The sequence below is a fragment of the Oculatella sp. LEGE 06141 genome (assembly GCF_015207605.1).
Classification (GTDB): domain Bacteria; phylum Cyanobacteriota; class Cyanobacteriia; order Elainellales; family Elainellaceae; genus Oculatella.
The window spans coordinates 193,277-215,280 of sequence record NZ_JADEWO010000001.1 but is presented as its reverse complement, the minus strand read 5'-3'; the positions used below and the strand labels follow the sequence as shown (position 1 = coordinate 215,280).

The following is a 22,004-nucleotide window of genomic DNA, read 5'->3' as shown; positions in this document are numbered from 1 at the left end:
CCCTGTTCTTTTCTGAACGACGGCCTCTGGTGTGTCTGTCGAGCCAGATAGCTTTCTACACGGTTACTCCTGAAAGGAGCTGACTTGCGGCTTCTTTTAACACGTCGGCCTTATCGGTCTGCTCCCAGGGAAGCTCCAGATCGGTACGACCAAAGTGTCCATAGGCTGCCACCTCTTGATAGAACCGTCCGTCTCGCTCACCGGGAAGGTTACATAGGCCAAACATCCGAATGATTCCCGCAGGACGTAGCTCAAAGTGCTGCTTCACCAGATCGAGCAGGCGATCGTCGTCAATCTTACCTGTACCGAACGTTTCTACCATGATAGACACTGGGCGAGCCACGCCGATGGCATAGCTGAGTTGAACTTCACACTTTTCTGCCAACCCTGCTGCCACTATATTCTTAGCAACATATCGGCAAGCATAGGCCGCACTGCGATCGACTTTGGTTGGATCTTTACCAGAAAAAGCACCGCCACCGTGGCGAGAATATCCGCCATAGGTATCAACAATAATTTTGCGTCCAGTTAAGCCAGAGTCACCCTGCGGACCACCAATGACAAACTTACCTGTGGGGTTCACCAGAAATCGGGTGCGTTCATCCGGCTGCACGGAGATATCTGAAAAGATGGGTTGAACGACAAGCGCCCACAAGTCTTCTTTAATCTTGGCTTGTACCGCAGCTTGTTCGGTGATGTCGTCTATGGTTGGCGTGTGCTGGGTCGAAACCAAAATGGTATCGATGCCGATTGGCCTGCCGTCTTCATAAATCACCGTTACCTGAGTCTTCCCATCTGGACGAAGATAGGGAAGTTGGCCTGTCTTACGAACGGCAGCCAACTTGCGCGAAATGCGGTGCGCCAGTGAAATGGGCAGCGGCATCAATTCTGGAGTTTCGTCACAGGCAAACCCAAACATCAAACCCTGGTCACCTGCACCGATCGCATCCAGTTCTTCTTCACTGGTTTGCTCACGCGTCTCATGAGCCTGATCTACCCCTTGAGCGATATCGGGGGATTGCTCGTCTAGTGCAACGAGAACCGCACAGCTAGAAGCAGAGAATCCGTTGGTCGCGTCGGTGTATCCGATCTCCGCAATTTTTTTCCGCGCTAACTCCACGTAGTTAACGTGGGCTTTGGAGGAAATTTCCCCAGTGATTAGAACCAAGCCAGTGTTGACCACCACTTCAGCCGCAACGCGGCTTTTGGGGTCAAGGCTTAGAAGCGTATCAAGAATAGTGTCTGAGATTTGGTCACAAATTTTGTCAGGGTGACCCTCAGTAACAGATTCAGAAGTGAAGAGGTAGCGACGAGACAAGGAAATAACCTCTCTTTTAGCTAAACGGACAGAATGTCACGGTTGCACACCAGATGAGCAAAAACTGCTGCCACGTAGCAAATTGGCAGCAATGGAAATGAAACCAGTTTCCTATGCTACATCTCAGTAGAGAACAGGATAAGCTGTTTTGGCTTCAGTTGCAAATCTTAAGACCTAAGTTTTACGGCGATCGGTGTTCAAAACTCATAGACTAAGATTTTAGTCATAAGGTTGCTGCAATCTATGGAATAACCTGAAGTTGGTCAAATTGACCAATGACGGCATCGGCTTCGTTTAGGTTCACGGCATCAGTCCAGCCCCATGTCACTCCAATGCAGCCTGCTGCCCCTGCGGCTTGCGCCAGTTGAATGTCTGCTTGAGAATCGCCCACTACGATAGTTTCCTGAGGCAATATCTGTAAGGTTTGGCAGACGTGCCGCAACAGAGAGGGATGCGGTTTGCCGGGGCCATCGCTTACGCCTGTAAAGTAGTGGAGGTAAGGCGCAAGTTGATAGGTTTGCACAAACTCTTCAACATTTTCGGGCGTGTCCGATGAGAGGATGGCAAGCTTGACTCCTGTACTGGAGATCTGGCTTAACATTTCTGCTGCACCTGCAAACAGCGCAGTTTGCTCAGCTTTGCGCTGCAAATATTTATCCGCTTCTGCAAAAGCAGATTTAACCAGGGTAAGTGCCTCGATCCAGTTTCGTCCTGTCTCGGCAACGTAGGCTGCCGCCGCCACTTCATTTTCCTGACGGGTGCCTACAGCCATTAACCCATTTGGATTGATCTGGTTCGTCTCTACACCAAACGCCATCAGGAGTGGTTCTTGAACTCCGGGCACTTGAGCGTCAATCAGGCGCGATCGCCGCTGACCCAAACTACGCAAAAACGCTTCTGAATCTGCCAACGTTCCATCTTTGTCAAACACAATAGCGCGAATGTTGTGAAAGGTTTTGGTTGGGCAGCGAATGGTCGCCAATGGATCGGTTCCTTACGTGACAACGCTCAACTCTAGCGTATGACTGCTCAATAAACAACAGGGTGGGCAAACCGTGTTTCGTTCTCCGTTTAAACGCCAAAAAGGAGAGGTGTAAAACCCTCTCCTTTTTGGCGTTTACTTTAGTGTCTGCTCAAAACGCAGGTTAACCGCGAACTCAGACCTGTAAAGATATTATTCTTCGATTGCTTCAGGGATCTCTTCCTCAACAATCGCATCGACTTCCAGTTCGGCCTCATCCTGGTCGGGCTGAGACTGCTGCAACATCTTTTCACGATATTTGGCAGCCATCTCCTCAGCTTTGTCGTAAACCAAACCCGGGTTCTTCACCATATCCCCCGGTTCCGGCTCAAGCTGTTTGGTTGACAGCGAGATACGGCCACGCTCTGCATCGAGGTCAATAATCATCACTTTCACTTCGTCATTCACATTAAAGACGCTGTGAGGCGTATCAATGTGATCATGAGAAATCTCAGAGATGTGGAGCAAACCGCTAACCCCACCAATATCAATGAATGCACCATACGGCTTAAGCCCTCGAACCGTACCGATGACGACTTCGCCAACTTCCAGACGGTTCATCTTGCGCTCAACCAAAGCCCGACGATGGCTCAATACCAATCGGTTGCGATCTTCGTCTACCTCTAAAAACTTCAGAGGCAATTCTTCTCCGACTAAATCTTCTTTCGGCTTACGAGTGCTGATGTGCGAACCTGGGATGAAGCCTCTCAGTCCCTCAATTCGTACCAAGGCTCCACCTCGGTTGGTCGCAAATACGCTGGAACGTACCGTTGCATCTTCAGCTTGAAGCTGCCGAACCCGTTCCCAGGCGCGCATATACTCAATGCGACGAATGGAAAGGGTTAACTGCCCGTCTTCGTTCTCATCCGTGAGGATAAAGAATTCGCGGGTTTCGTTGGATTGCAGCACCTCTTCGGGGCCATCAATCCGGTTGATCGACATTTCCTGAATTGGAATGTAAGCTGCCGTTTTAGCACCAATGTCAATCAGAGCGCCTCTCGGTTCCAGACTGAATACCGTTCCAGCCACGATGTCTCCAGGGCTGAAGTGGTAATCGTACTTGTCGAGAAGTGCAGCGAAGTCTTCGTGAGTAAAGCCAATGTCCGTTGTTTCCTGATTGACCATGCTAACTGTTTCCTAGTGGTTATCTCCGTAGTAATAGTGGTCTCCTAGCGATGCATATAAACGTTGGTGGACGTAATCAATATGCAGTCTTGGCCAGTCTCAAATAAGTCTTATTGTATGAGATCTGAATCTTGGTGTGTTGACCCTAGAAGTCTAATCATAGCTCAGTTGAACATACAAATCTATCCTTCTAGTTAATTCATAGAAGGTGAATTAGCTAACCAGACCGTTGCAACAGCCCTGTTTATAGTAGTTTGTCTAATATTACGGTGCGATATTACGGTGCGATCGCCAATTACAGTTGCTTCAACAATCGTCTCAGGTCATCTACAGCTTGCGGCCAAGCGACTCGATTTACTGTAGTACGTTTGAATGGCTCGGAACAGCCTGTTGCGCTTAGTGAGTCATAGAGGGGGCCGAGTTTTTTTGTTCATCATGGTTGACAAAACTAGCACCGGCTGAGCGCTCTGCCTCTTGTAACTGCTGAGACTGCGCTGCTGAACTTTGAAGGTGGTTCAACGCATCAGCAAAATCGCGAATACCTCTAAACTGCCGATAAACAGAGGCGAAACGGACATAGGCAACTTCATTTAAGTTTTGTAAGTGCTGTAGTACCAGTTCCCCAATTTCATTGCTGGGCACTTCGCGTACGGCTCGTTGTTGAAGGTCAGCTTCGATCTCATCGACTAGAGCTTCCAGAGCCAGTGAGGATACCCCTGTTTTTTCACAGGCTCGCATCACCCCACGCAGCAATTTTGAGCGGTCAAATGATTCGCGATCGCTGTTCCGTTTGATGACAATGACGGGCACAAACTCGATTCGCTCGTAGGTAGTAAAGCGGCGATCGCACTGCAAACACTCTCGCCGTCGCCGCACGCTCTGGCCAGATTCAGCAGAGCGAGACTCTAACACTCGGTTGTCTGGAAATTGGCAGAATGGACATCGCATAATTAGCGCCCTCTGGGCAAGTTCGTAGAAAGTAAATGCACCAAAAGCAAACGTTATCCTTACAAACAAGAATAGACAAAACCTGAGCCGCTTTAGATCTAGCTATATAAAATAGCTAGACATAAGGCACTGGCTCAGGTTTTCGTCATACAAACTCAGTGTATGACACATTAACGAATACACAAACTCTATTTCTTTGTAATCCGGGGTGGCTCACGAAACGCAATCGCAAAGAATAGTACCGAGATTGCTCCAGCCAAAAACAGGATGTATGCAACGCTTTCCATAGATTTAGTCCAAATGCGTCCAGTTACTACTAGTCTACAGTGGATGCGATAAATGGTCTAACTAGATACAACGAATGCACCAGTCAGACCACTTGTCTCCTAACAGTTGAGAGCGCTAAACGGCTTCTTTCCGACGAGTAGATTTATCACCCACTTTCTGGAAGTAACCCCACTCAACTTGCTCTTCAGATAGATCAGGATCAACTCCAGCAAACACATCCCGGAACAGCGTTCTAGAGCCATGCCAGATGTGCCCGAAGAAGAAGAGCAGTGCAAAAACAGCATGGCCGTAAGTGAACCAACCGCGTGGGCTAGTACGGAACACACCGTCAGAGTTCAAGGTTTCGCGATCGAACGAGAACACCTCGCCTAGCTGAGCTTTACGGGCAAACTGCTTCACCGTTGCCGGATCGCTAAAGGTTTGACCATCGAGTTCACCGCCATATAGAGAGACCGTGACACCGGTCTGCTCAAAGCTGTACTTCGATTCAGCCCGTCTAAACGGAATATCAGCCCGGACAACCCCGTCTTTATCAACCAACACCACTGGGAAGTTCTCAAAAAAGTTAGGCAGGCGGCGAACCGTTAGCTCACGCCCTTCGGCATCGGTGAAAACCGGATGCCCTTGCCAACTCTGGGCAATCCCGTCTCCCTGGTTCATTGGCCCTGTGCGGAATAGCCCACCCTTCGACGGGTTATTACCGACATAGTCGTAAAAAGCTAGCTTTTCAGGAATGGATAACCATGCGTCCTCAAAACTGCTTCCCTGAGAGACCTGAGATTGAACGCGACGGTTGATTTCCTGCTGGAAGTAACTACTATCCCATTGATAACGGGTTGGCCCAAATAGCTCAATTGGAGTGGACGCATGACCGTACCACATCGTACCCGCTACCACAAATGCAGCAAAGAAAACGGCAGCGATACTGCTGGAAAGAACGGTTTCAATATTACCCATCCGCAGCGCTTTGTACAAACGCTCGGGCGGACGAACCGCTAAATGGAACAGCCCAGCAATAATACCAACGACTCCAGCGGCAATATGATGAGCAACGATACCTCCTGGATTAAACGGGTTAAAGCCTTCTGGCCCCCACGATGGGGCAACCGGTTGAACGCTTCCCGTTAAGCCATACGGGTCGGAAACCCACATACCGGGTCCAAAAAGACCCGTTAAATGAAACGCGCCAAATCCAAAGCAGAGTAATCCAGACAAGAACAAGTGAATCCCAAACATTTTGGGTAAGTCTAGCGCTGCTTCACCCGTACGAGGATCGCGGAATAGCTCTAGATCCCAGTAAACCCAGTGCCAGCAAGCTGCTAAAAATAGTAGACCCGACAGCACAATGTGAGCTGCCGCAACTCCTTCAAATGACCAAAAACCGGGATTGGTAGCTGCTTCACCGGTGATATTCCAGCCGCCCCACGATTGGGTAACACCCAGACGAGCCATGAAGGGCATCACGAACATGCCCTGACGCCACATGGGATTCAGGACAGGATCGCTCGGATCAAAAATAGCCAGTTCATATAGAGCCATTGAACCAGCCCAGCCTGCTACCAAGGCCGTATGCATTAGGTGTACAGCAATCAGCCGCCCCGGATCATTCAGAACCACTGTGTGTACTCGGTACCAGGGTAGTCCCATCGACTACGCTCCTCCTATATGTTTCAACGCTTTCTTCAGCCTTTTATTAAGGTGCCTCATACTGGTAAGCCTACCAGAATCAAGGTCGCTTAAGACGCTCAACCATTGATATCGCCTGATTTCTACATGACGAAAGAGGACGACTCAACGGTTTGACAATACGCTTGTAAAAATGAAAGTGTATAAAGAAGTGTAACCAGTGTCAAAAGCGATTGCAAGCGTAGCTTAAGGCAATCCCAGGAACAAGGATGTGAAATGGCCAATATTACTTTTGTGAAAGAAGAGAAAGAGATTACAGTAGCTGACGGAGCTAATTTGCGATTTAAAGCGCTTGAAAACGGTATTGATCTGTATAAGTTTGTCGGTAAGATGATGAACTGCGGTGGTTATGGACAGTGCGGCACGTGTGTAGTTGAGATTACAGACGGGATGGAAAATCTTTCGCCCCGTACCGATGTAGAAAATCGCAAGCTCAAAAAAAGACCGGATAATTATCGATTAGCCTGTCAGGCGTTGGTGAATGGATCGGTCAGCGTGAAGACCAAACCTTAGTTTGGGTTGAGACCAGAGCCTCAGGTAACCCTTCAGGCTTTACCTGGGCTGCTCTTTGTCTGTAGTGTCATATTTGATTCAAAACTTTACACTACTACCTCACAACTCTTCAGGTGATATCCTTGTCCATAGGTTCATCCAATGTTTGAGAAATGAAATAGAGGCTGGAGCCATCATGGAAGTTAATGATTTAGGATTTGTTGCCAGCATTTTGTTTGTGCTAGTTCCAACGGTTTTCCTGCTCATTCTTTATATTCAGACCGCTAGTCGTCAAAGTAAGGATTCTTAAAGAGTGCTGTTAAACAGGCATTAAGGAATGTCATCAATGTGGATTAAACGCTGGGGTTTCCCTGGCGTTTTTATTGTTGGTATTTATGGCTTTAACAGACGTTGCCACGGAAGGCTATTTCGTTCCCAGAAGACGCGATCGCAATACCCTTGAATCTGGCGGCTGGTTTCTGCCAGGTCCAGTCGCTTTTCGGCCAGACAGGCAAACTGCTCATCCATTTCGATGCCCACAAAATGGCGATCGAGTTTCTTCGCCACCACCGAGGTTGTTCCCGATCCTAAAAACGGATCCAACACGACTCCTCCAGAAGGGGAACTGGCCAGAATGATTTTGGCTAAAAGCTTTTCTGGTTTCTGGGTTGGATGGTCGGTATTTTCAGGCATTGACCAGAACGGAATGGTGAGGTCGGTCCACAGATTCGAGGCGGCGGTCAAGCGAAAGTTGCCGGAGGCGGTGCGCTCCCAGTCTTTTGGATCTCCCTTGAGCGTGTAGGGCGCACGAACCAACCGTTTAAGCCGCACGGCATCCGCATCGAAATAGTAGGTATTTGAAACGGTGCAAAACCAAATATCTTCAGCACAGTTTTTCCAGTTGGCTTTAGCACCTCGCCCTTTTTCCCGTTCCCATGTGATGCGGTTCCGAACGATGAAGTAGCGAGATGCGACAGTATATAACGCTGGTGAGGATTGCCAGTCTCCACATAAATAAACGGAAGCGTTGGGCTTGAGTGTGCGTACCAGGGGTGCCAGCCAACTGTCTACCCACGATTCATAATCGGCTAGCGATCGCCGCTTTACCGACTGCTGATTAAATTGCTTGGTCAGATTGTAAGGTGGATCAACAAAGAGGAGATCGACGCATTGATCGGGCAACCAATCCAGCACCTCAAACAAATCCTGACAGATGGTGCGATTCAGAATGGTATGAAGTAGCGCAGGGCAATCGAGCCGGATTAAGCGACGTTGATAATCGTCTTGTTCAGCCTCGGTTAATCGGATCGTGCGATTGCGGGGAGCAGACACCTTATTTCTCAATGCTGGCCTACCCCCCAAATTTTAACCAAACTAATCGACGGTTCGAACTAATAAAACCGGGCAGTTAGCGTAGACTCGCACATAGTCTGATAGGGATTGCCCCAGTAGGCGATCGAGATCGGGTAACCCTTTTGCAATAGAAGGGCGGCGCTCGGGCGAACCTAAGATCAGCAGGTCAACGTTCATCTCATCGGCGACCTGACACAGCCGTGCGCCCGGTTTCCCTTGAGGTGCAACGCACTTATAGGAAATGCCGCGCCGTTTTGCTTCTGCGGTTACGGGCATCAAAACCGGATCTTCGTCTGGATTCGCAGCAATCTCGCCGGGCTTCAGCTTCATATCCGGGTTGGCATGAGCCAGAATAAGCTGCCCTCCTGGAATGCCTTGAAGGAGAGCCATTGCCAGTTTTACACCTTCCTGTGCCGATCCAGATTTGTCTATGGCTACCATTACGCGGTTGATTTTTCTGACATAAATGTCATCTTTAACCAACAACATTGGGCGTGAGGCTAACTGAAACACGTACTGACTGACGGAATTTTCCAGAATAGATTGCAGCCGCTTCAAACCTCGAGAACCCATGATAATGAGGTCAGCATCTATTTCTTCCGCAACGCGACAAACGATGTCTTTGGGATCTCCCTCTCGCAACATGGCGGTAACCCGCCCTGGATCAAGCTGAAGGTTTTGAATGGCGGTTGCCAGAGTTTTACCACCTTCTTCCCACTTCGTGGTCATCATGTCAGAGGTCGATTGAGGTGTCACAACGTGCAAAACGGTGACAGCAGCGCGCTGGATCATGGGAATATCCATTAACGCTTTTAACATTTCTTCGGAGTTGCCAATTCCAGAATCTGCCAGCAAAATTTTTTCAATCATAATTGTCTTTTTGCTAACTCTTTGCGTTTGAAGTGACGGGACTGCTGATGATGTCATAAATCCCACTTGAAATCTGCAAAAATGCTTTGTTTATCCTTTTGTGCCCACATCATCATAGCCCGATGTAGTGACCAGTTTGAGCTACTTCTTAATCTGTTTTAACGTATGGTTTGTGAAGGATTTGTCGTCTTATTTTGATTGAGCAGAAGCAACATCAAACGGTGTTGATGAGCTGATTGAATTTGTTTTTCTGCATAGTCCAATACTGCTTTACTAAAGTTCAATTCCATCCCATTTGGAGTAATAGATTTTGTATCAATGTTTTACTGTTAACCCAGTAATAGATGAGGATGGTGTAAAAATTGATGTAGAACTACAACGTTGTATAAAAGTATGGAGCAAATGCAGCCGCAGTTACGCCCCACTCAGGCGATCGAGCCATCATCACTGCAAGCCACAACCGAGAAGTGGTTTGAGTATCCGGTTCGGGCACAGCCGCATCACACCGATTATGCAGGAGTGGTGTGGCATGGCACGTATCTAGCCTGGATGGAAGAGGCACGAGTAGAATGCTTGCGATCGATCGGGGTTGAATTTGTAGACTTAGTGGCCTGGGGGTGTGATTTGCCTGTGGTTGATCTGTCGGTACGGTATCACCGCTCGATTCGGATGGGGATGCCTGCAATCGTCAAAACCCGCACCACGGCAATGGACGGTGTGAAGATGGTTTGGGAGTACATTATTCAATCGGTGGATGAGCAGGAATTATATGCAACGGCTCAGGTAACCCTGGTGGCAGTCGATCGGGACAAAGGCAAAATCATGCGGCAGTTACCCGCTGCGGTTCAAGAAGTGTTAGCACGACTGGTGGGCTGAACAAGAGCCACAGGCGTTTCTGTTCGTTTGCAAATATAGTGGTTCGCTACAATCCTGCTGGACTCGATCTCTGTAGAATACGAGCGGAGTCACAGGCATGATATGCACAGTTTTATTCCGCCCAATCGATTTTTTCCCTATTTAACCTGGACTGATATCCAGAATATGCCGGACAAGGACAATGTTGTTTTGCTTCAACCCGTTGGAGCGATCGAACAACACGGGCCTCATCTACCGCTCATCGTGGATGCGGCAATTGGCGTTGCCGTTCTTGGTAAAGCGTTGGCACAGTTGGATTCTGAGGTTCCTGCCTACGCTTTACCACCGCTGTACTATGGTAAATCCAACGAACACTGGCACTTTCCAGGCACAGTGTCGTTGAGTGCCCAAACGTTGATGGCTACCTTGATGGAGGTGGGCGAAAGCCTGTACCGGGCTGGGTTCCGCAAACTGGCATTGGTGAATGCTCATGGTGGACAGCCTCAAATCATGGAAATTGTGGCCAGGGACTTGCACCAGACCTACGAAGATTTCATGGTGTTTCCGCTATTTGTCTGGCGAGTGCCCCACATTGCTGGCGAGTTTCTCTCGCCCAAAGAAGCTGAGTTAGGTATTCACGCTGGGGATGCAGAAACCAGCATGATGCTGTCAATTTTGCCCGACCAGGTGCGGATGGAGCAGGCAGTAGCCGAGTACCCACAGGGTTTACCTGACAACAGCCTACTCAGTATGGAAGGAAAACTCCCCTTTGCCTGGACAACACGCGACCTGAGCCAGAGTGGTGTGTTGGGCGATCCAACAGTGGCTACTAAAGACAAGGGCGATCGCCTTTTAGACTCCACTGCTACGAGCTGGACTCGTGTGATTGAAGATATCTACAAATTTCAACAGCCGAAGGCATGGAAGGGCTGATTACAGCTCCAACATAGGTTGATGTTGAGTTCGTGTCCTGTTCATTCTGAGTGTTGAACGCTCAGACCGATCGGTTCCACCTCAAGTTACGAAATAGGATTGGAGGCTAAATGGAGCGTCTGATATCGCTGTTGGGATTAGTTGTCTTTGTGGGTATTGCTTATGGGTTATCGGTCGATCGCAAATCGATTCGATGGCAACCCGTGCTTTGGGGCGTGGCTCTTCAATTTATGTTTGCGCTTTTTATTCTCAGAACCTCTATTGGGCTGCGCGTTTTTCAATGGCTTGGCAATGCTGTAGGTCAGTTTCTCAACTTTTCAGATGCAGGCGCACAATTTGTCTTTGGAGACAATTTTGAAGACTTCTTCTTTGCCTTCAAGGTGCTGCCTACGATTATCTTTTTTTCAGCGTTTATCAGCGTACTCTATCACTACGGCATCTTGCAGCAGATTGTGCGCTGGATTGCCTGGCTGATGATGCGGACGATGAAAACATCTGGTTCAGAATCGTTGTCGTGCGCTGGCAATATTTTTGTGGGTCAAACTGAAGCGCCGTTGTTAATCAAACCCTATATTGCTTCAATGACTCTATCGGAACTCCATGCCGTGATGACGGGTGGCTTTGCCACGATCGCTGGAGGAGTGCTAGTCGCCTACGTTTCATTTGGAATTCCGGCAGAGCATCTAATTGCAGCTTCTGTTATGTCGGCTCCTGCTGCATTGGCGATCTCTAAAATCATGTATCCAGAAACAGAAGACTCTCCCACCCGTGGCGATGTCAGCATTAAAGTAGAGCGCACAACGGCCAATGCCATTGATGCCATTACAACTGGAGCATTGGATGGGTTGAAACTGGTACTCAACATTGCCGCTATGATTATTGCCTTTCTGGCGCTATTAGCAATGGTTAACGCTGTGTTGGGGTGGCTGGGTAACCTGGTAGGTATTTCTAGCCTTTCACTAGAGTTGATTTTGTCCTATTTCCTGGCTCCCTTGGCCTGGTTAATGGGAGTGCCCTGGGCTGACTGTGGACAAGTTGGCATTCTTCTAGGCAAGAAGACCATTTTGAATGAATTTATTGCCTACCTGGACTTGCAAGCTTTAATTGCAGGCGGGGTGACAACGGATGGTTCAGCCGTTGGGGCAACTCCTGCTATTTCGGAAAGAGCCGTTGTGATTGCAACCTATGCCCTGTGTGGATTTGCCAACATTGGTTCGATCGGCATTCAAATTGGCGGCATTGGCGGCATCTCGCCCGAACGACAGCCCGATCTGGCAAAACTAGGTGTTCGGGCGATGGTTGCCGGTTCGTTGGCTTGCTTCATGACGGCGGCTATTGCAGGTTTACTGTTGTAGCTTTGCTGGAGCCGTCATCTGAAGGGGGTTAATAGTGGCGATCGCGTCCATGCTTCCCTGCAAAATCCAGCACAGGGCCAACCGGAATAATCCGAGTTGGGTTTACTTTGGGATGGCTTCTAAAGTAATGCCGCTTGATGTGATCCAGATTGCAGGTTTCCTTCACCCCTGGATGTTGATAAAGATCGCGCAGATATCCCCAAAGGTTGGGGTAGTCAATAATGCGACGAATATTGCACTTAAAGTGGGTGTAATATACAGCATCAAACCGAATCAAGGTCGTAAACATGCAGATGTCGGCTTCGGTTATCTGGTCGCCACAGAGATACCGCTGCTGATCTAATACCTGTTCCCAATGATCCAATGCGGCAAATAGTTCGGTGACAGCTTCTTCGTAAGCACCCTGGGTGGTTGCAAATCCTGCTCGATAAACACCGTTGTTGATAGGACTATAAATTGCGTCAATGGTTTCATCGATTTGGGACTGAAGCGCATCGGGGTACAGGTTAACATCTGGTTTGGCGATCGCCCCAAACTCGGTATCTAACATGCGAATAATTTCACGAGACTCGTTGTTGACGATGGTTCCCGTTTGCTTATCCCACAAAATAGGAACGGTGACTCGTCCGGTATAGTCGGGTTCAACCTTGACATACAGTTCCCAAAGATAGTGAACGTGATTGACGCTATCGGGAGTAGCACCCGGATATTCAGAAAACTCCCAACTGTTTTCTCCCATCTCTGGATGCACGATCGACACTGAAATTGCATCATCTAGCCCTTTGAGCTGGCGCATGATTAGCGTCCGATGTGCCCACGGACATGCCAACGAAACATACAAGTGATAACGGTTTGCTTCGGCTTTAAACCCGCTAGACCCATCGGCTGTGATCCAATTGCGGAAAGTTGTAGACGGTCGAACAAACTGTCCCTTGTCGTCTTCTTGCTCTCGTTCAGAGACCCACTTTCCGTCAATTAACATTCCTAATCCCATCGTTCTTTCCTCAACTGACGTGAAGTATCTACTGCCGTTGCTATTGCTAGCCTAACGCGGCAAAACTGACCTGAGAAACCCTCTCCAGTCATACGATCGCCGCTCTTCTGTAAATCACTCTGAATAAATAGATTGCGACACTTGAACCAAATCACAGGATTGGAATCGCAAAGTGATAGATTGACCTGAGAGGTGGCATAAAACACCAATTTGCTGCATGTAAGAAAAACCCATGTCACAGGATCAACCGAAGCCGCCAACGTCGAGTGGGTCTACTCCCAAGCCTCCGAACCGTCCTGGCGATCGACAACCTCAGGCAACGAATCAGGCGATCGCTCAGATCCAGGATACGTGGCGGCAACTCCAGCCCGTGTTGAAGTCGCAGAGCATCAAACTGCTGCGGGGCACCATTCGCACCCTTGAGGGAGTGGTTGAAACACTAGAGGCAGAACCGTCGGCCACACCTACTCCAGTTGTTCCTCCGCTGACAGAGGCGAACGATCAGCATCTGGCTGCGGCATCGACCGCCACACCGGATGTGGTCGAAGTCGAGGATCAGCCGTTGCTAGAACCTTCTGCATCCGAGGCGATCGCTCCAGCCGTATCCGAGCCAGCGACCTCAGAAAGGGCTGAGCCACTCCCTCCCAACCCCTCTTCGCCAACACCGCAATCACAAGGTGCGGTCAGTGAATTGCTGAATCAAGTGCGTCCTGCCCTGGTTACGTTGCAACGATGGTGGACGATCGCTATTGCTCGAATTCGCGGCATTTTGCCACCTGCTGCTAGCGAAAAATTGTCCGATCGCGCCCTATCGGGAGTTGTGGCTGGTGTCTTAGTGCTGCTGCTGTGGACAACCTCATCTCTGCTGCCCGGAAAGTCGCCAGCGGTTACGACCCCTGCCAAACCATCGCTACCGCCAGAGCTAAGCGCACCGGATGCGAAACAGCCCGTTGCCATTAGCCCACCCCTTAACGTTGTGGAACCACCTCAACCCGAAGTGAAGCGATCGCCCACGCCCAAGCCAGTAAAATCGCCCGTACCCAAGCCAGTAAAATCGCCCCCTGCCCCTTCACTGGATTTGACACCGGAGCAAAGTTTGATTGCAGCCATCCAAGATCAGGTCGCTGAGGTCACGAACCAATATGCTGGTGGCTTAGTGCGATCGATTCAGGCTAACTTTCGTCAAAGTCGGCTCATTGTCAAAGTGGGAGACGATTGGTTTACTATCAATCGCGATCGCCAGGACAAATTAGCCAATGACATACTGCGCCGCGCTGAAGAATTGGACTTCAACAAGCTTGAAATTACCGATGCCGAAGGGTCGCTGTTGGCGCGCAGCCCGGTGGTGGGGCAGAGCATGGTAATTTTACGGCGATCGAAACTGTCACCGGAGCCAGAACATCCAACTAACCAGGGTATTGCGGAATGACGGTATGCAAGCGCTGAGTTCATTCCTGCTGTGGGGACATGCTATTGCCTCCACAACATTCGGTGGTGCTAAATGGTCGAGCATCGGTTAATTTGTCTGGTTCTCTGGCGTTAACATCGTTGATACCGCATCCCTGGCAACTGTGACACCAGACCCATCAGTTCCAGTTGTGATAAAGCGCTTAAAACCGACCCGGTTGCTAGTCCCGCTTGCTGCACAATCCAATCAACTGCAACTGGTTCTGGTGTAACCGCTTGCAAAACCTGCTCCAGCTCTTGTCCTAATTTGGGAAGGGTCAGTTGGTCGGCCTCTGGAGACTGCACTACCTGGAGCCGAGGCATTTCTCCTAGCAGTTCTAGTAAGTGACTTTCCCCTAAAATGACGTGCGCTCCATGATTCAACAATTCCAGGCAACCTTTGGAACGTGGATTATCGAGCGAACCCGGCAGGGCGTAAACGTCTCGTCCATACTCGTTGGCAAGGCGAGCGGTGATCAATGCCCCAGACCGCTGAGGCGCTTCTAGCACCAGCGTGGCTCGGCTCAAGCCTGCAATGATGCGATTCCGGCGGGGAAAATGGCCCCTGTCGGGTTGCGTTCCTGCCGGATACTCGCTCAGCAGTAACCCTTGTTCAACAATTTGTTGGGCAAGATTACGGTTTGCCCAGGGGTAGACCACATCCACTCCTGTTCCTAAAACGGCGATCGTTCGTCCCCCTGCGCTTAAACAACTGCGGTGAACTTCAGTGTCGATGCCATCCGCTAAGCCAGAGATAACAGTGAACCCGGTTTGCGTTAAGGCCGCGCTAATGCGACGTGCCCATCGCCTGCCGTAGTCCGATGGATCGCGGGTGCCGACAATAGCAATGCTCGGAATTATCCCTTGATTTTCCTGAGGCTCAACGCTTCCCTGGTAATACAAAACCGGAGGCGGATCGGGAATTTCTAACAATAACCGGGGGTAGCTGGCATCCGCAGGAGTCCAAAAACTAGGATTTTTAGCTTCATGCTGTTGTAGCAGCGCTGTAGGATTGAGGCTCGATCGCGCCCTGCTGACGGCTTCAGCCGTTTGTAGCCCAAATCCCTCAACTGCCATCAGGTCGGTTGGATGAGCGCCCCAAGCGGCAGCCAGTGTGCCGAAATGCCGCTGAAGCCGTAACAGCAGCGTTGGCCCGATGCCTGTTACCTGAGACCAAGCCAGCCAAAAAGCACGTTCTTCCATGAATGGTAGATCTCTGTTTGCCTTAATTGTGCTTTGGGATTTTGCCCTGACTCAGTATGCCCATCTGGTGCAAAAGGATTGAAATTGGTTTCGCTGGCCTGTGTACTCGGTGTTTCTAACCGCTGCCAATTGTAGAAGTGGAAGCATCTGGAGTCTGCATCTTCTGAGCGGTATCGAAAGCGCAGTTTCCCGTGACCAGATTTGTAGCATTTTCACCACATCCTCAAAGGAATAAGGCAAAATAAGCTGAAGCAACGAGTTTGAGTAGATTGTGGCGCAGGTTGTTTTAGAGAACGTCTACAAAAGTTTTTCTCATCATCAAAAAGGTCGGATTGCCCGTTTAGCACCTACTGATGCATTGGCAGCCCCTATCAATGACACCCTGGTGATAGATGAACCCGAACCGTCTTCGGGTGCTGTTAGCGTGCTGCGGCGCATCAACTTAACGGTTCAAGATGGCGAATTTATGGTGTTAGTTGGGCCATCCGGTTGTGGTAAAAGCACGTTGCTGCGGCTAATTGCGGGCTTAGAAACCCTAACGGCCGGTAACGTTTGGGTGGGCGATCGCTTAGTCAATTTGTTGCCACCCAAGCAGCGAGACATTGCAATGGTGTTTCAAAACTATGCCCTGTATCCCCATATGACGGTTTACGATAACCTTGCCTTTGGCTTGCGTCGAAATGCCATTGGTACAGGGGATGTTGGTATAGATCATGAAACCTCTCTGGCGCTGAAGCCTCAACAGTCCCCCTTTTCATTGGAAGAGGTGCTCACGACCCTCACCCGTCCTTTGCCGCCTATGTTGCGCTATTGGTCAGAACGGGAACGGGCGATCGATCAGCGAGTGCGTACCGTCGCGCAAATGCTACAAATTGAACCATTTCTCGATCGCCTGCCCAAGCAACTTTCTGGCGGGCAAAAGCAGCGGGTAGCACTGGGTCGGGCAATGGCCAGGAATCCTCAAGTATTCTTGATGGACGAACCGTTGTCTAACCTGGATGCCAAGCTACGAACCGAAACCCGCGCTCAAATTGTGAACTTGCAGCGGAAACTGGGAATTACAACTATTTACGTTACCCATGACCAAACGGAAGCGATGACCATGGGCGATCGCATTGCTGTCATGAATGCTGGACAAATTCAGCAGCTTGCACCACCGCTGGAGCTGTATAACCATCCAGCTAATCGCTTTGTAGCAGAATTCATCGGCTCACCTCCCATGAACTTCTTGCAGGTTGAAGTAAAAGCGCCATTGTTGATTACCCATCCTCGCTTTCGTCTAACCTTGCCTCCTCACTGGGAACCAGCATTACAGCCCTACGATGGCAAAATGATTGTATTGGGGATTCGACCTGAACACTTGAGCCTTGGGGTGGCTGCACCCAAAAACTTGCCGGTTCGGGTCGAACGGGTAGAAGCGCTTGGCAGCGAAACTTATCTCTCTGTGTGTTTTGCAGAATCCATCGCGGTCAATCCTGCCGCCTCATGCTTGCAGGCTCGTGTAGAACCCGATCGAAGCATTGGTGTTGGTGAAATGCTGTGGTTATCTATCGTGCCCGACAAGATTCATCTATTTGATGCCGATACAGGGATGGCGATCGAGCAGTCCTCTCGCTAAAGGGATGCAAGAAACTACTGCTTTAAACGTGGAGCCTGTGATGTGAAGCCACCATGACCCGGCAACCATAACATTGCCATGCCTAAATTATTTGGTTACATTATTTAATGAAGGTTTACATTTCTCCACGGAGAGTCTAGGACATGCAAGAAGAGAACCGTAATGCTTGGAACTGGGGCTTCACTGCTGGAGCCGAGAACTGGAATGGTCGTTTGGCAATGATTGGCTATGCCGCTGCTGTAATCATTGAACTGGTTTCAGGTCAGGGAGTTCTGCACTTTTGGGGTTTGCTGTAACGGATTGATTGCTACAGTTCATCGATCACTTCATTGATCACAATTTTGGATTGCATCAACAGGCAGGGCATTTGTAAAGATGCCCTGCCTTTCATTTCCATAGCCTGAATTTGCCTGCCCCACCAGTCTGAATGTGATTGCAAAAACATCCAGTGAATGAATCCACTGGATGTTCTTACACTTAAAGCGTTAGATGCGATCGCAACCGTTAGCGAATGTATTCCTTAAGTACACTGTTACGGTTGGGGTGGCGCAACTTCCGCAACGCCTTGGCTTCGATTTGGCGAATGCGCTCGCGGGTGACATTGAAGATCTGACCGATCTCTTCTAATGTCTTCATGCGTCCGTCGTCTAAGCCATAACGTAAACGCAATACATCCCGTTCGCGTGGGCTTAAGGTTCCTAAAACGCTTTCCAGGTCTTCGCGCAACAAGTTCTTAGAAACCTGATCTTCAGGCGTTTCGCCATCTGATTCAATGAAGTCTCCCAGGCGGGAGTCTTCTTCTTTACCAATGGGTGTTTCTAAAGAGATGGGTAACTGAGCCGATTTTGCAATAAATCGCAGCTTTTCGATGGTCATTTCCATGCGAGTTGCAATTTCTTCTTCTGTTGGCTTGCGCCCCATTTCCTGAGAAAGCAACTTTGTCGTTTTCTTAATGCGGGAGATAGTTTCGTATAGGTGAACCGGAAGGCGAATGGTACGAGATTGATCGGCGATCGCCCGTGTAATGGCCTGACGAATCCACCAGGTAGCGTAGGTCGAAAACTTGTAGCCTTTCTCATGGTCGAACTTTTCAGCCGCCCGGATCAAACCCAAACTTCCTTCCTGAATCAAGTCCTGAAATGACAAGCCTCGATTCATATACTTCTTGGCGATCGATACAACCAAACGCAGGTTGGATTGCACCATCTTATCTTTCGCTCTGCGGCCCACATGTAAGCGATGACGGAACGCAGGCAGAGGCATGTCAACCTTCTGAGCCCACTCATTATCGTGAGGCTCGCGATCGAGTTCCTCCATTAGCCGTTCACGAATCCGCTCCAACTCCAACAAGTCAGCAATTTTACGAGCAAGCTCAATCTCTTCATCTGCCCGTAGTAGTCGAATTCGACCAATTTCTTGCAAATAAAGTCGAATTGAGTCTTCGGTATAGTGCTTCTTCTTGGCTTGCGCCCGACGACGGGGGGCTCGTCCCTTGACGGCTTTCTCATCGTCTTCATCAGGCTGAGCATCAAACAAGTCGTCTCGATCATCCTCTGGCTCGATTAAGAGATCCAACTCACTGTCGGGTTGGTCGATGGTTTCGAGTACGTCATTAGCCTGGGTCATGCCGCGCTCCTCATGCTCCTTAGTTCAAAAAGATGTAAAGCCAATGAAAACTAGAGAATATCATGATCTATCTCTAGGTCGCCTAGCTATCTATGGACCTTTCGGACAACGAACTCCAAAGCAAACAGGTGTTTAGCCCATTCGCTTGTACACTTATCTGCCAAGTAACGGCAGGTAGAGAGACTGAAATGGGGTTCGTATGTGTGAATTTTGCAAAGATCTCTCCGATTGTAGCTTTTCTCACAAAAGTTGCACGTTTTTTGTTAATCCTCATCATGAAAAGGCTTATAGAGACAATTAACGATTCACTCTCTGTAGAGAAGCTAATAGTGTAGTCGAATTACTCAACGAACGGCCAGCAATGTTTAAGAATCAAAGTTGCTCTGGAAAAAGTGACTGCTTTTCAGGCGGGTGTCGTACGACAATGCACTTTGTTCTATCAGCACTGCTAGTGCTTAGTACCAACGTAATCATATTTCAGAAAAACAATCCTCGGAAATATGGCTGAACTAACTCCGCTATTTTAGTGAAATTACTCCTAAAGTGTATCGACTGTACTTGAAAAAAGTGGATTCTGTTGAGCCTAATTGTTAGAACTCTTGACTTTTAACGCCAGATTGGCGCAAACGGCTGGAGTAAAGCTCAACCGTTACTGTTGTAGTGGCTAAGATTTTGGTTGATTTGTCTGGCAAACAGGCTACATCCCGTGCCAATGACCGCGACTGAGAACCCAAAAATGCCGGCCCAATCCTGGTTGTCTAGTTGGATCTGCAAATTGGTTTGTTGGGGAGTATGCAGAAAACGATTAATATCGGCGGCGACCTCTTCCTTCCACCGTTTTGCCGGGGGCGCTGCACTGGTAATCGGCACCTCGCCGCTGTCGGTTTGCAAGACTACCTGATAACTAATGTGGTAGCGGTGCTGATGACGTTGCTCTAAACGTGCAGCCTGTAAATGGTGGAGCGCGATCGTCTGACTCGACGACATAAACCGTCGTGCCGTTGTAATGGTACAGCCTCCTTGAATCTCTTCCAGGTTGGATAACGAACTTCGCCAGCAGGTGAGGGTGGTGAGCTGCTCCGTACTGATAAAGATGATTCCTGTGAATGAAATGATGCTGGCAAATGTCAAGATCCCAACATGCCGGGGGACTGAGCAATATTTCGACTGAATGGGTTCAAGAATGACCATAGGACTTGTTCAGATTCTAAATATTGATCTGCAAGCTTGGTGGGTGGTCTGCACGCTCTTTCTAAATATGGCATTCTCAAGATAAGACTTGTCAACATTTGATTGCAGCAGGAAATGCCCAAGAAGCAGAAGTTTCCTCACTTAGTTGGTTCTCGGTGGACAGCTCAGCAAACGACATGGGGATGGCGTCACTTCCAGGTTGTTAATCGCAAAAATGAGGATCAGTGGGTCTTTGCCGAAATGGTAGCGGCCTGCGATCCGTCTGTAAGATTTTGGCTCAACGCCAAGCAGCTCAAGGATCGGGCACTGTGGCATGCGGGCTGGCAATCGTTGCAAGAAATGGAGGCTGAGGAATTAGAGGAATTAGAGTAGTGTGACTGTGGTTCTCTTCCCAGTTTGCAGCGATCGCATGATTGAAACAGTTTTTGGTGAACGCATTGGGACAAGCTGAGGGGGTGGGGAGCGAGATGTAACCCCGAACCTGATTGACCAACACAGGATTAGCCTGCTCTGCTGCTGGCCTGCAATTCACACAATTGCAGAGCGCCAGGATTAGCGTTTCCTGGAATACCCATTTGATAGGTTAAAAAAGATATCATCTCAAGCTCAACCTCATTGGTTTTTGCATATTGTGAGCTAGGCTTGAGCAAAAAATAATCTGAATGAGTTGCTACGTTGCGTCTCACACCTGCTTAAGCAGTTGATTGTTCGGCAGTTGATCAACCTTCGGTTAGCCGTTCTGGAGTCTGGGTAGTCTTAAAGTAACGTCATTCCGTAAGCGTCGCTGCCGAATTGTATTTAAAGTCAGTGGATTTGGTTTAGCAATTTCCCTGTTTCTGCCAGTTTCCCATTGAAAGCTCGCATCAGATTTCTGGCTTGAACGGCGGAATTGCACCATAAATCGTCTGCTTCATGTGCGATCGCACGCACTGTTACCGTCTTTATAGCCCGCTTGATTTTAATCATTTGTTCAACTATTAGTCGCCTGTTGCAGCCATGCTGTTTGATGTTGCCAATGTACCCTATTGGATTTTTCTAGGAATGGGAGTCCTCCTATTCGCCATTGTGGTGGTGTCGGGTGGAGGGGATGATGATTTCGATGTGGATGCCGATGCAGATGTTGATATAGACACCGATGCGGATGGTGGTTTTGAGGCATCTCAAGCGCTGGGATGGCTTGGCATTGGTAAAGCACCTTTAATTTTGCTGCTGGCTACTGACCTGAGCATTTGGGGGACAGCAGGGTGGATGCTCAATGTGGCGGTTGGTGAACATTGGGGCGAGATGCCGTCGGGTGCTATTGGGCTTGGCGTTTTGTTTGGTGCTTTGGCAATTGCCATGGTGCTGGGTGGCATGATTGCTCGACCGATGGGGCAAGCGTTTGCTTCCTTTGGTGAAGATGCCGGTAGCGATCGCCTGGTGGGCTGTGTTGGCACTGTGAGTACCGTCCGCATTCCGTTGATTCAAGAAAACAAAATCGGTCAAGTCGATGTCCTCGACCCGGCGCGTAATTTGGTTACGGTGAACGCTGCACTACCAGAATGGGCCACGGTGGTGCCCCAGCGCGGTGAAAAAATTTTAGTCATCGAGCGGATGGCACTGCTCTACTTAGTCATTGTCAAAGACAGCGCGGATCAAGACCGCTGGCTTGCGAACTCCTCTACTAAAGATTCACGTTAGGA

22 protein-coding genes are annotated in these 22,004 nt (G+C 49.3%); 10 read left to right on the top strand and 12 right to left on the bottom strand.

Annotated features, from left to right (window positions below; genetic code table 11):
* Nucleotides 1-55: 55 nt before the first annotated feature.
* The 6 genes from metK to psbB all read right to left on the bottom strand — a co-directional run bounded on the left by metK (nucleotide 56) and on the right by psbB (nucleotide 6,347).
* Nucleotides 56-1,318: a methionine adenosyltransferase gene (metK, locus tag IQ268_RS01000; RefSeq protein WP_228034966.1), complete on the bottom strand. Its 1,263-nt coding sequence runs from the start codon at nucleotides 1,316-1,318 to the stop codon at nucleotides 56-58.
* A gap of 241 nt (nucleotides 1,319-1,559) precedes the next feature.
* Nucleotides 1,560-2,300, bottom strand: a complete 741-nt coding sequence (locus tag IQ268_RS00995) for an HAD family hydrolase (protein ID WP_193874618.1) — start codon at nucleotides 2,298-2,300, stop codon at nucleotides 1,560-1,562.
* A gap of 192 nt (nucleotides 2,301-2,492) precedes the next feature.
* Entirely contained in the window at nucleotides 2,493-3,464 is a 972-nt protein-coding gene (locus tag IQ268_RS00990; RefSeq protein ID WP_193874616.1) for a 30S ribosomal protein S1, read from the bottom strand.
* A 396-nt stretch (nucleotides 3,465-3,860) separates the two neighbouring features.
* Entirely contained in the window at nucleotides 3,861-4,412 is a 552-nt protein-coding gene (nrdR, locus tag IQ268_RS00985) for a transcriptional regulator NrdR (RefSeq protein WP_193874614.1), read from the bottom strand.
* 188 nt (nucleotides 4,413-4,600) lie between these two features.
* Nucleotides 4,601-4,699 carry a photosystem II reaction center protein T gene (locus tag IQ268_RS00980; protein ID WP_193874612.1) on the bottom strand — a complete coding sequence of 33 codons (99 nt, stop codon included), beginning with the start codon at nucleotides 4,697-4,699 and terminating at the stop codon, nucleotides 4,601-4,603.
* Between the two features lie 115 nt (nucleotides 4,700-4,814).
* Nucleotides 4,815-6,347 (bottom strand): photosystem II chlorophyll-binding protein CP47, encoded by a 1,533-nt coding sequence (gene psbB, locus IQ268_RS00975; RefSeq protein ID WP_193874610.1) that lies wholly within the window; start codon nucleotides 6,345-6,347, stop codon nucleotides 4,815-4,817.
* 255 nt (nucleotides 6,348-6,602) lie between these two features.
* On the opposite strand from psbB, the gene IQ268_RS00970 reads away from it, so the two are divergent.
* Together IQ268_RS00970 and psbM are read left to right on the top strand one after the other, a co-directional pair.
* Nucleotides 6,603-6,899 carry a 2Fe-2S iron-sulfur cluster-binding protein gene (locus IQ268_RS00970; protein WP_193874608.1) on the top strand — a complete coding sequence of 99 codons (297 nt, stop codon included), beginning with the start codon at nucleotides 6,603-6,605 and terminating at the stop codon, nucleotides 6,897-6,899.
* A gap of 175 nt (nucleotides 6,900-7,074) precedes the next feature.
* The gene (psbM, locus tag IQ268_RS00965; RefSeq protein WP_193874606.1) at nucleotides 7,075-7,188 is read left to right on the top strand and encodes a photosystem II reaction center protein PsbM; all 114 of its coding nucleotides are present in this window, start codon (nucleotides 7,075-7,077) and stop codon (nucleotides 7,186-7,188) included.
* Nucleotides 7,189-7,271: 83 nt separating this feature from the next.
* Here the strand turns inward: psbM and IQ268_RS00960 are convergent, their stop codons facing one another.
* On the bottom strand, nucleotides 7,272-8,210 hold the full coding sequence (locus tag IQ268_RS00960) for a site-specific DNA-methyltransferase (RefSeq protein ID WP_339383333.1): 939 nt from the start codon (nucleotides 8,208-8,210) through the stop codon (nucleotides 7,272-7,274).
* A 42-nt stretch (nucleotides 8,211-8,252) separates the two neighbouring features.
* Nucleotides 8,253-9,101, bottom strand: a complete 849-nt coding sequence (locus IQ268_RS00955; protein WP_193874602.1) for a universal stress protein — start codon at nucleotides 9,099-9,101, stop codon at nucleotides 8,253-8,255.
* Nucleotides 9,102-9,494: 393 nt separating this feature from the next.
* Here IQ268_RS00955 and IQ268_RS00950 point away from each other — a divergent pair, with 393 nt between their 5' ends.
* The 3 genes from IQ268_RS00950 (at nucleotide 9,495) to IQ268_RS00940 (ending at nucleotide 12,244) form a co-directional block, all read left to right on the top strand.
* On the top strand, nucleotides 9,495-9,977 hold the full coding sequence (locus tag IQ268_RS00950; protein ID WP_193874600.1) for a thioesterase family protein: 483 nt from the start codon (nucleotides 9,495-9,497) through the stop codon (nucleotides 9,975-9,977).
* Between the two features lie 102 nt (nucleotides 9,978-10,079).
* A complete protein-coding gene (locus tag IQ268_RS00945; RefSeq protein ID WP_193874598.1) occupies nucleotides 10,080-10,889 on the top strand; it encodes a creatininase family protein in 810 nt (269 codons plus the stop codon).
* A 110-nt stretch (nucleotides 10,890-10,999) separates the two neighbouring features.
* Nucleotides 11,000-12,244 carry a NupC/NupG family nucleoside CNT transporter gene (locus tag IQ268_RS00940; RefSeq protein WP_193874596.1) on the top strand — a complete coding sequence of 415 codons (1,245 nt, stop codon included), beginning with the start codon at nucleotides 11,000-11,002 and terminating at the stop codon, nucleotides 12,242-12,244.
* 28 nt (nucleotides 12,245-12,272) lie between these two features.
* Here IQ268_RS00940 and IQ268_RS00935 read toward each other — a convergent pair whose 3' ends face one another.
* Nucleotides 12,273-13,238 (bottom strand): glutathione S-transferase family protein, encoded by a 966-nt coding sequence (locus IQ268_RS00935; protein WP_193874594.1) that lies wholly within the window; start codon nucleotides 13,236-13,238, stop codon nucleotides 12,273-12,275.
* 232 nt (nucleotides 13,239-13,470) lie between these two features.
* Between IQ268_RS00935 and IQ268_RS00930 the strand changes: the two genes are divergently transcribed.
* Nucleotides 13,471-14,667: a hypothetical protein gene (locus tag IQ268_RS00930; RefSeq protein ID WP_193874592.1), complete on the top strand. Its 1,197-nt coding sequence runs from the start codon at nucleotides 13,471-13,473 to the stop codon at nucleotides 14,665-14,667.
* 110 nt (nucleotides 14,668-14,777) lie between these two features.
* On the opposite strand, the gene dprA is transcribed toward IQ268_RS00930, so the two are convergent.
* Complete coding sequence (dprA, locus tag IQ268_RS00925; RefSeq protein ID WP_193874590.1) at nucleotides 14,778-15,887, bottom strand: DNA-processing protein DprA; 1,110 nt, start codon at nucleotides 15,885-15,887, stop codon at nucleotides 14,778-14,780.
* A gap of 370 nt (nucleotides 15,888-16,257) precedes the next feature.
* On the opposite strand from dprA, the gene IQ268_RS00920 reads away from it, so the two are divergent.
* Both IQ268_RS00920 and IQ268_RS00915 read left to right on the top strand, forming a co-directional pair.
* The gene (locus IQ268_RS00920) at nucleotides 16,258-17,505 is read left to right on the top strand and encodes an ABC transporter ATP-binding protein (protein WP_370584633.1); all 1,248 of its coding nucleotides are present in this window, start codon (nucleotides 16,258-16,260) and stop codon (nucleotides 17,503-17,505) included.
* A gap of 143 nt (nucleotides 17,506-17,648) precedes the next feature.
* A complete protein-coding gene (locus tag IQ268_RS00915) occupies nucleotides 17,649-17,801 on the top strand; it encodes a chlorophyll A-B binding protein (RefSeq protein ID WP_193874586.1) in 153 nt (50 codons plus the stop codon).
* Nucleotides 17,802-18,009: 208 nt separating this feature from the next.
* Here the strand turns inward: IQ268_RS00915 and rpoD are convergent, their stop codons facing one another.
* On the bottom strand, nucleotides 18,010-19,131 hold the full coding sequence (rpoD, locus tag IQ268_RS00910) for an RNA polymerase sigma factor RpoD (RefSeq protein WP_193874584.1): 1,122 nt from the start codon (nucleotides 19,129-19,131) through the stop codon (nucleotides 18,010-18,012).
* Nucleotides 19,132-19,773: 642 nt separating this feature from the next.
* Complete coding sequence (locus IQ268_RS00905) at nucleotides 19,774-20,322, bottom strand: hypothetical protein (protein ID WP_193874582.1); 549 nt, start codon at nucleotides 20,320-20,322, stop codon at nucleotides 19,774-19,776.
* 114 nt (nucleotides 20,323-20,436) lie between these two features.
* Here IQ268_RS00905 and IQ268_RS00900 point away from each other — a divergent pair, with 114 nt between their 5' ends.
* Together IQ268_RS00900 and IQ268_RS00895 are read left to right on the top strand one after the other, a co-directional pair.
* Nucleotides 20,437-20,694, top strand: coding sequence for a TIGR02450 family Trp-rich protein (locus IQ268_RS00900; protein WP_193874580.1), 258 nt, complete (start codon nucleotides 20,437-20,439; stop codon nucleotides 20,692-20,694).
* A gap of 624 nt (nucleotides 20,695-21,318) precedes the next feature.
* The gene (locus IQ268_RS00895; protein WP_193874578.1) at nucleotides 21,319-22,002 is read left to right on the top strand and encodes an OB-fold-containig protein; all 684 of its coding nucleotides are present in this window, start codon (nucleotides 21,319-21,321) and stop codon (nucleotides 22,000-22,002) included.
* The last annotated feature ends 2 nt before the right edge of the window (nucleotides 22,003-22,004 follow it).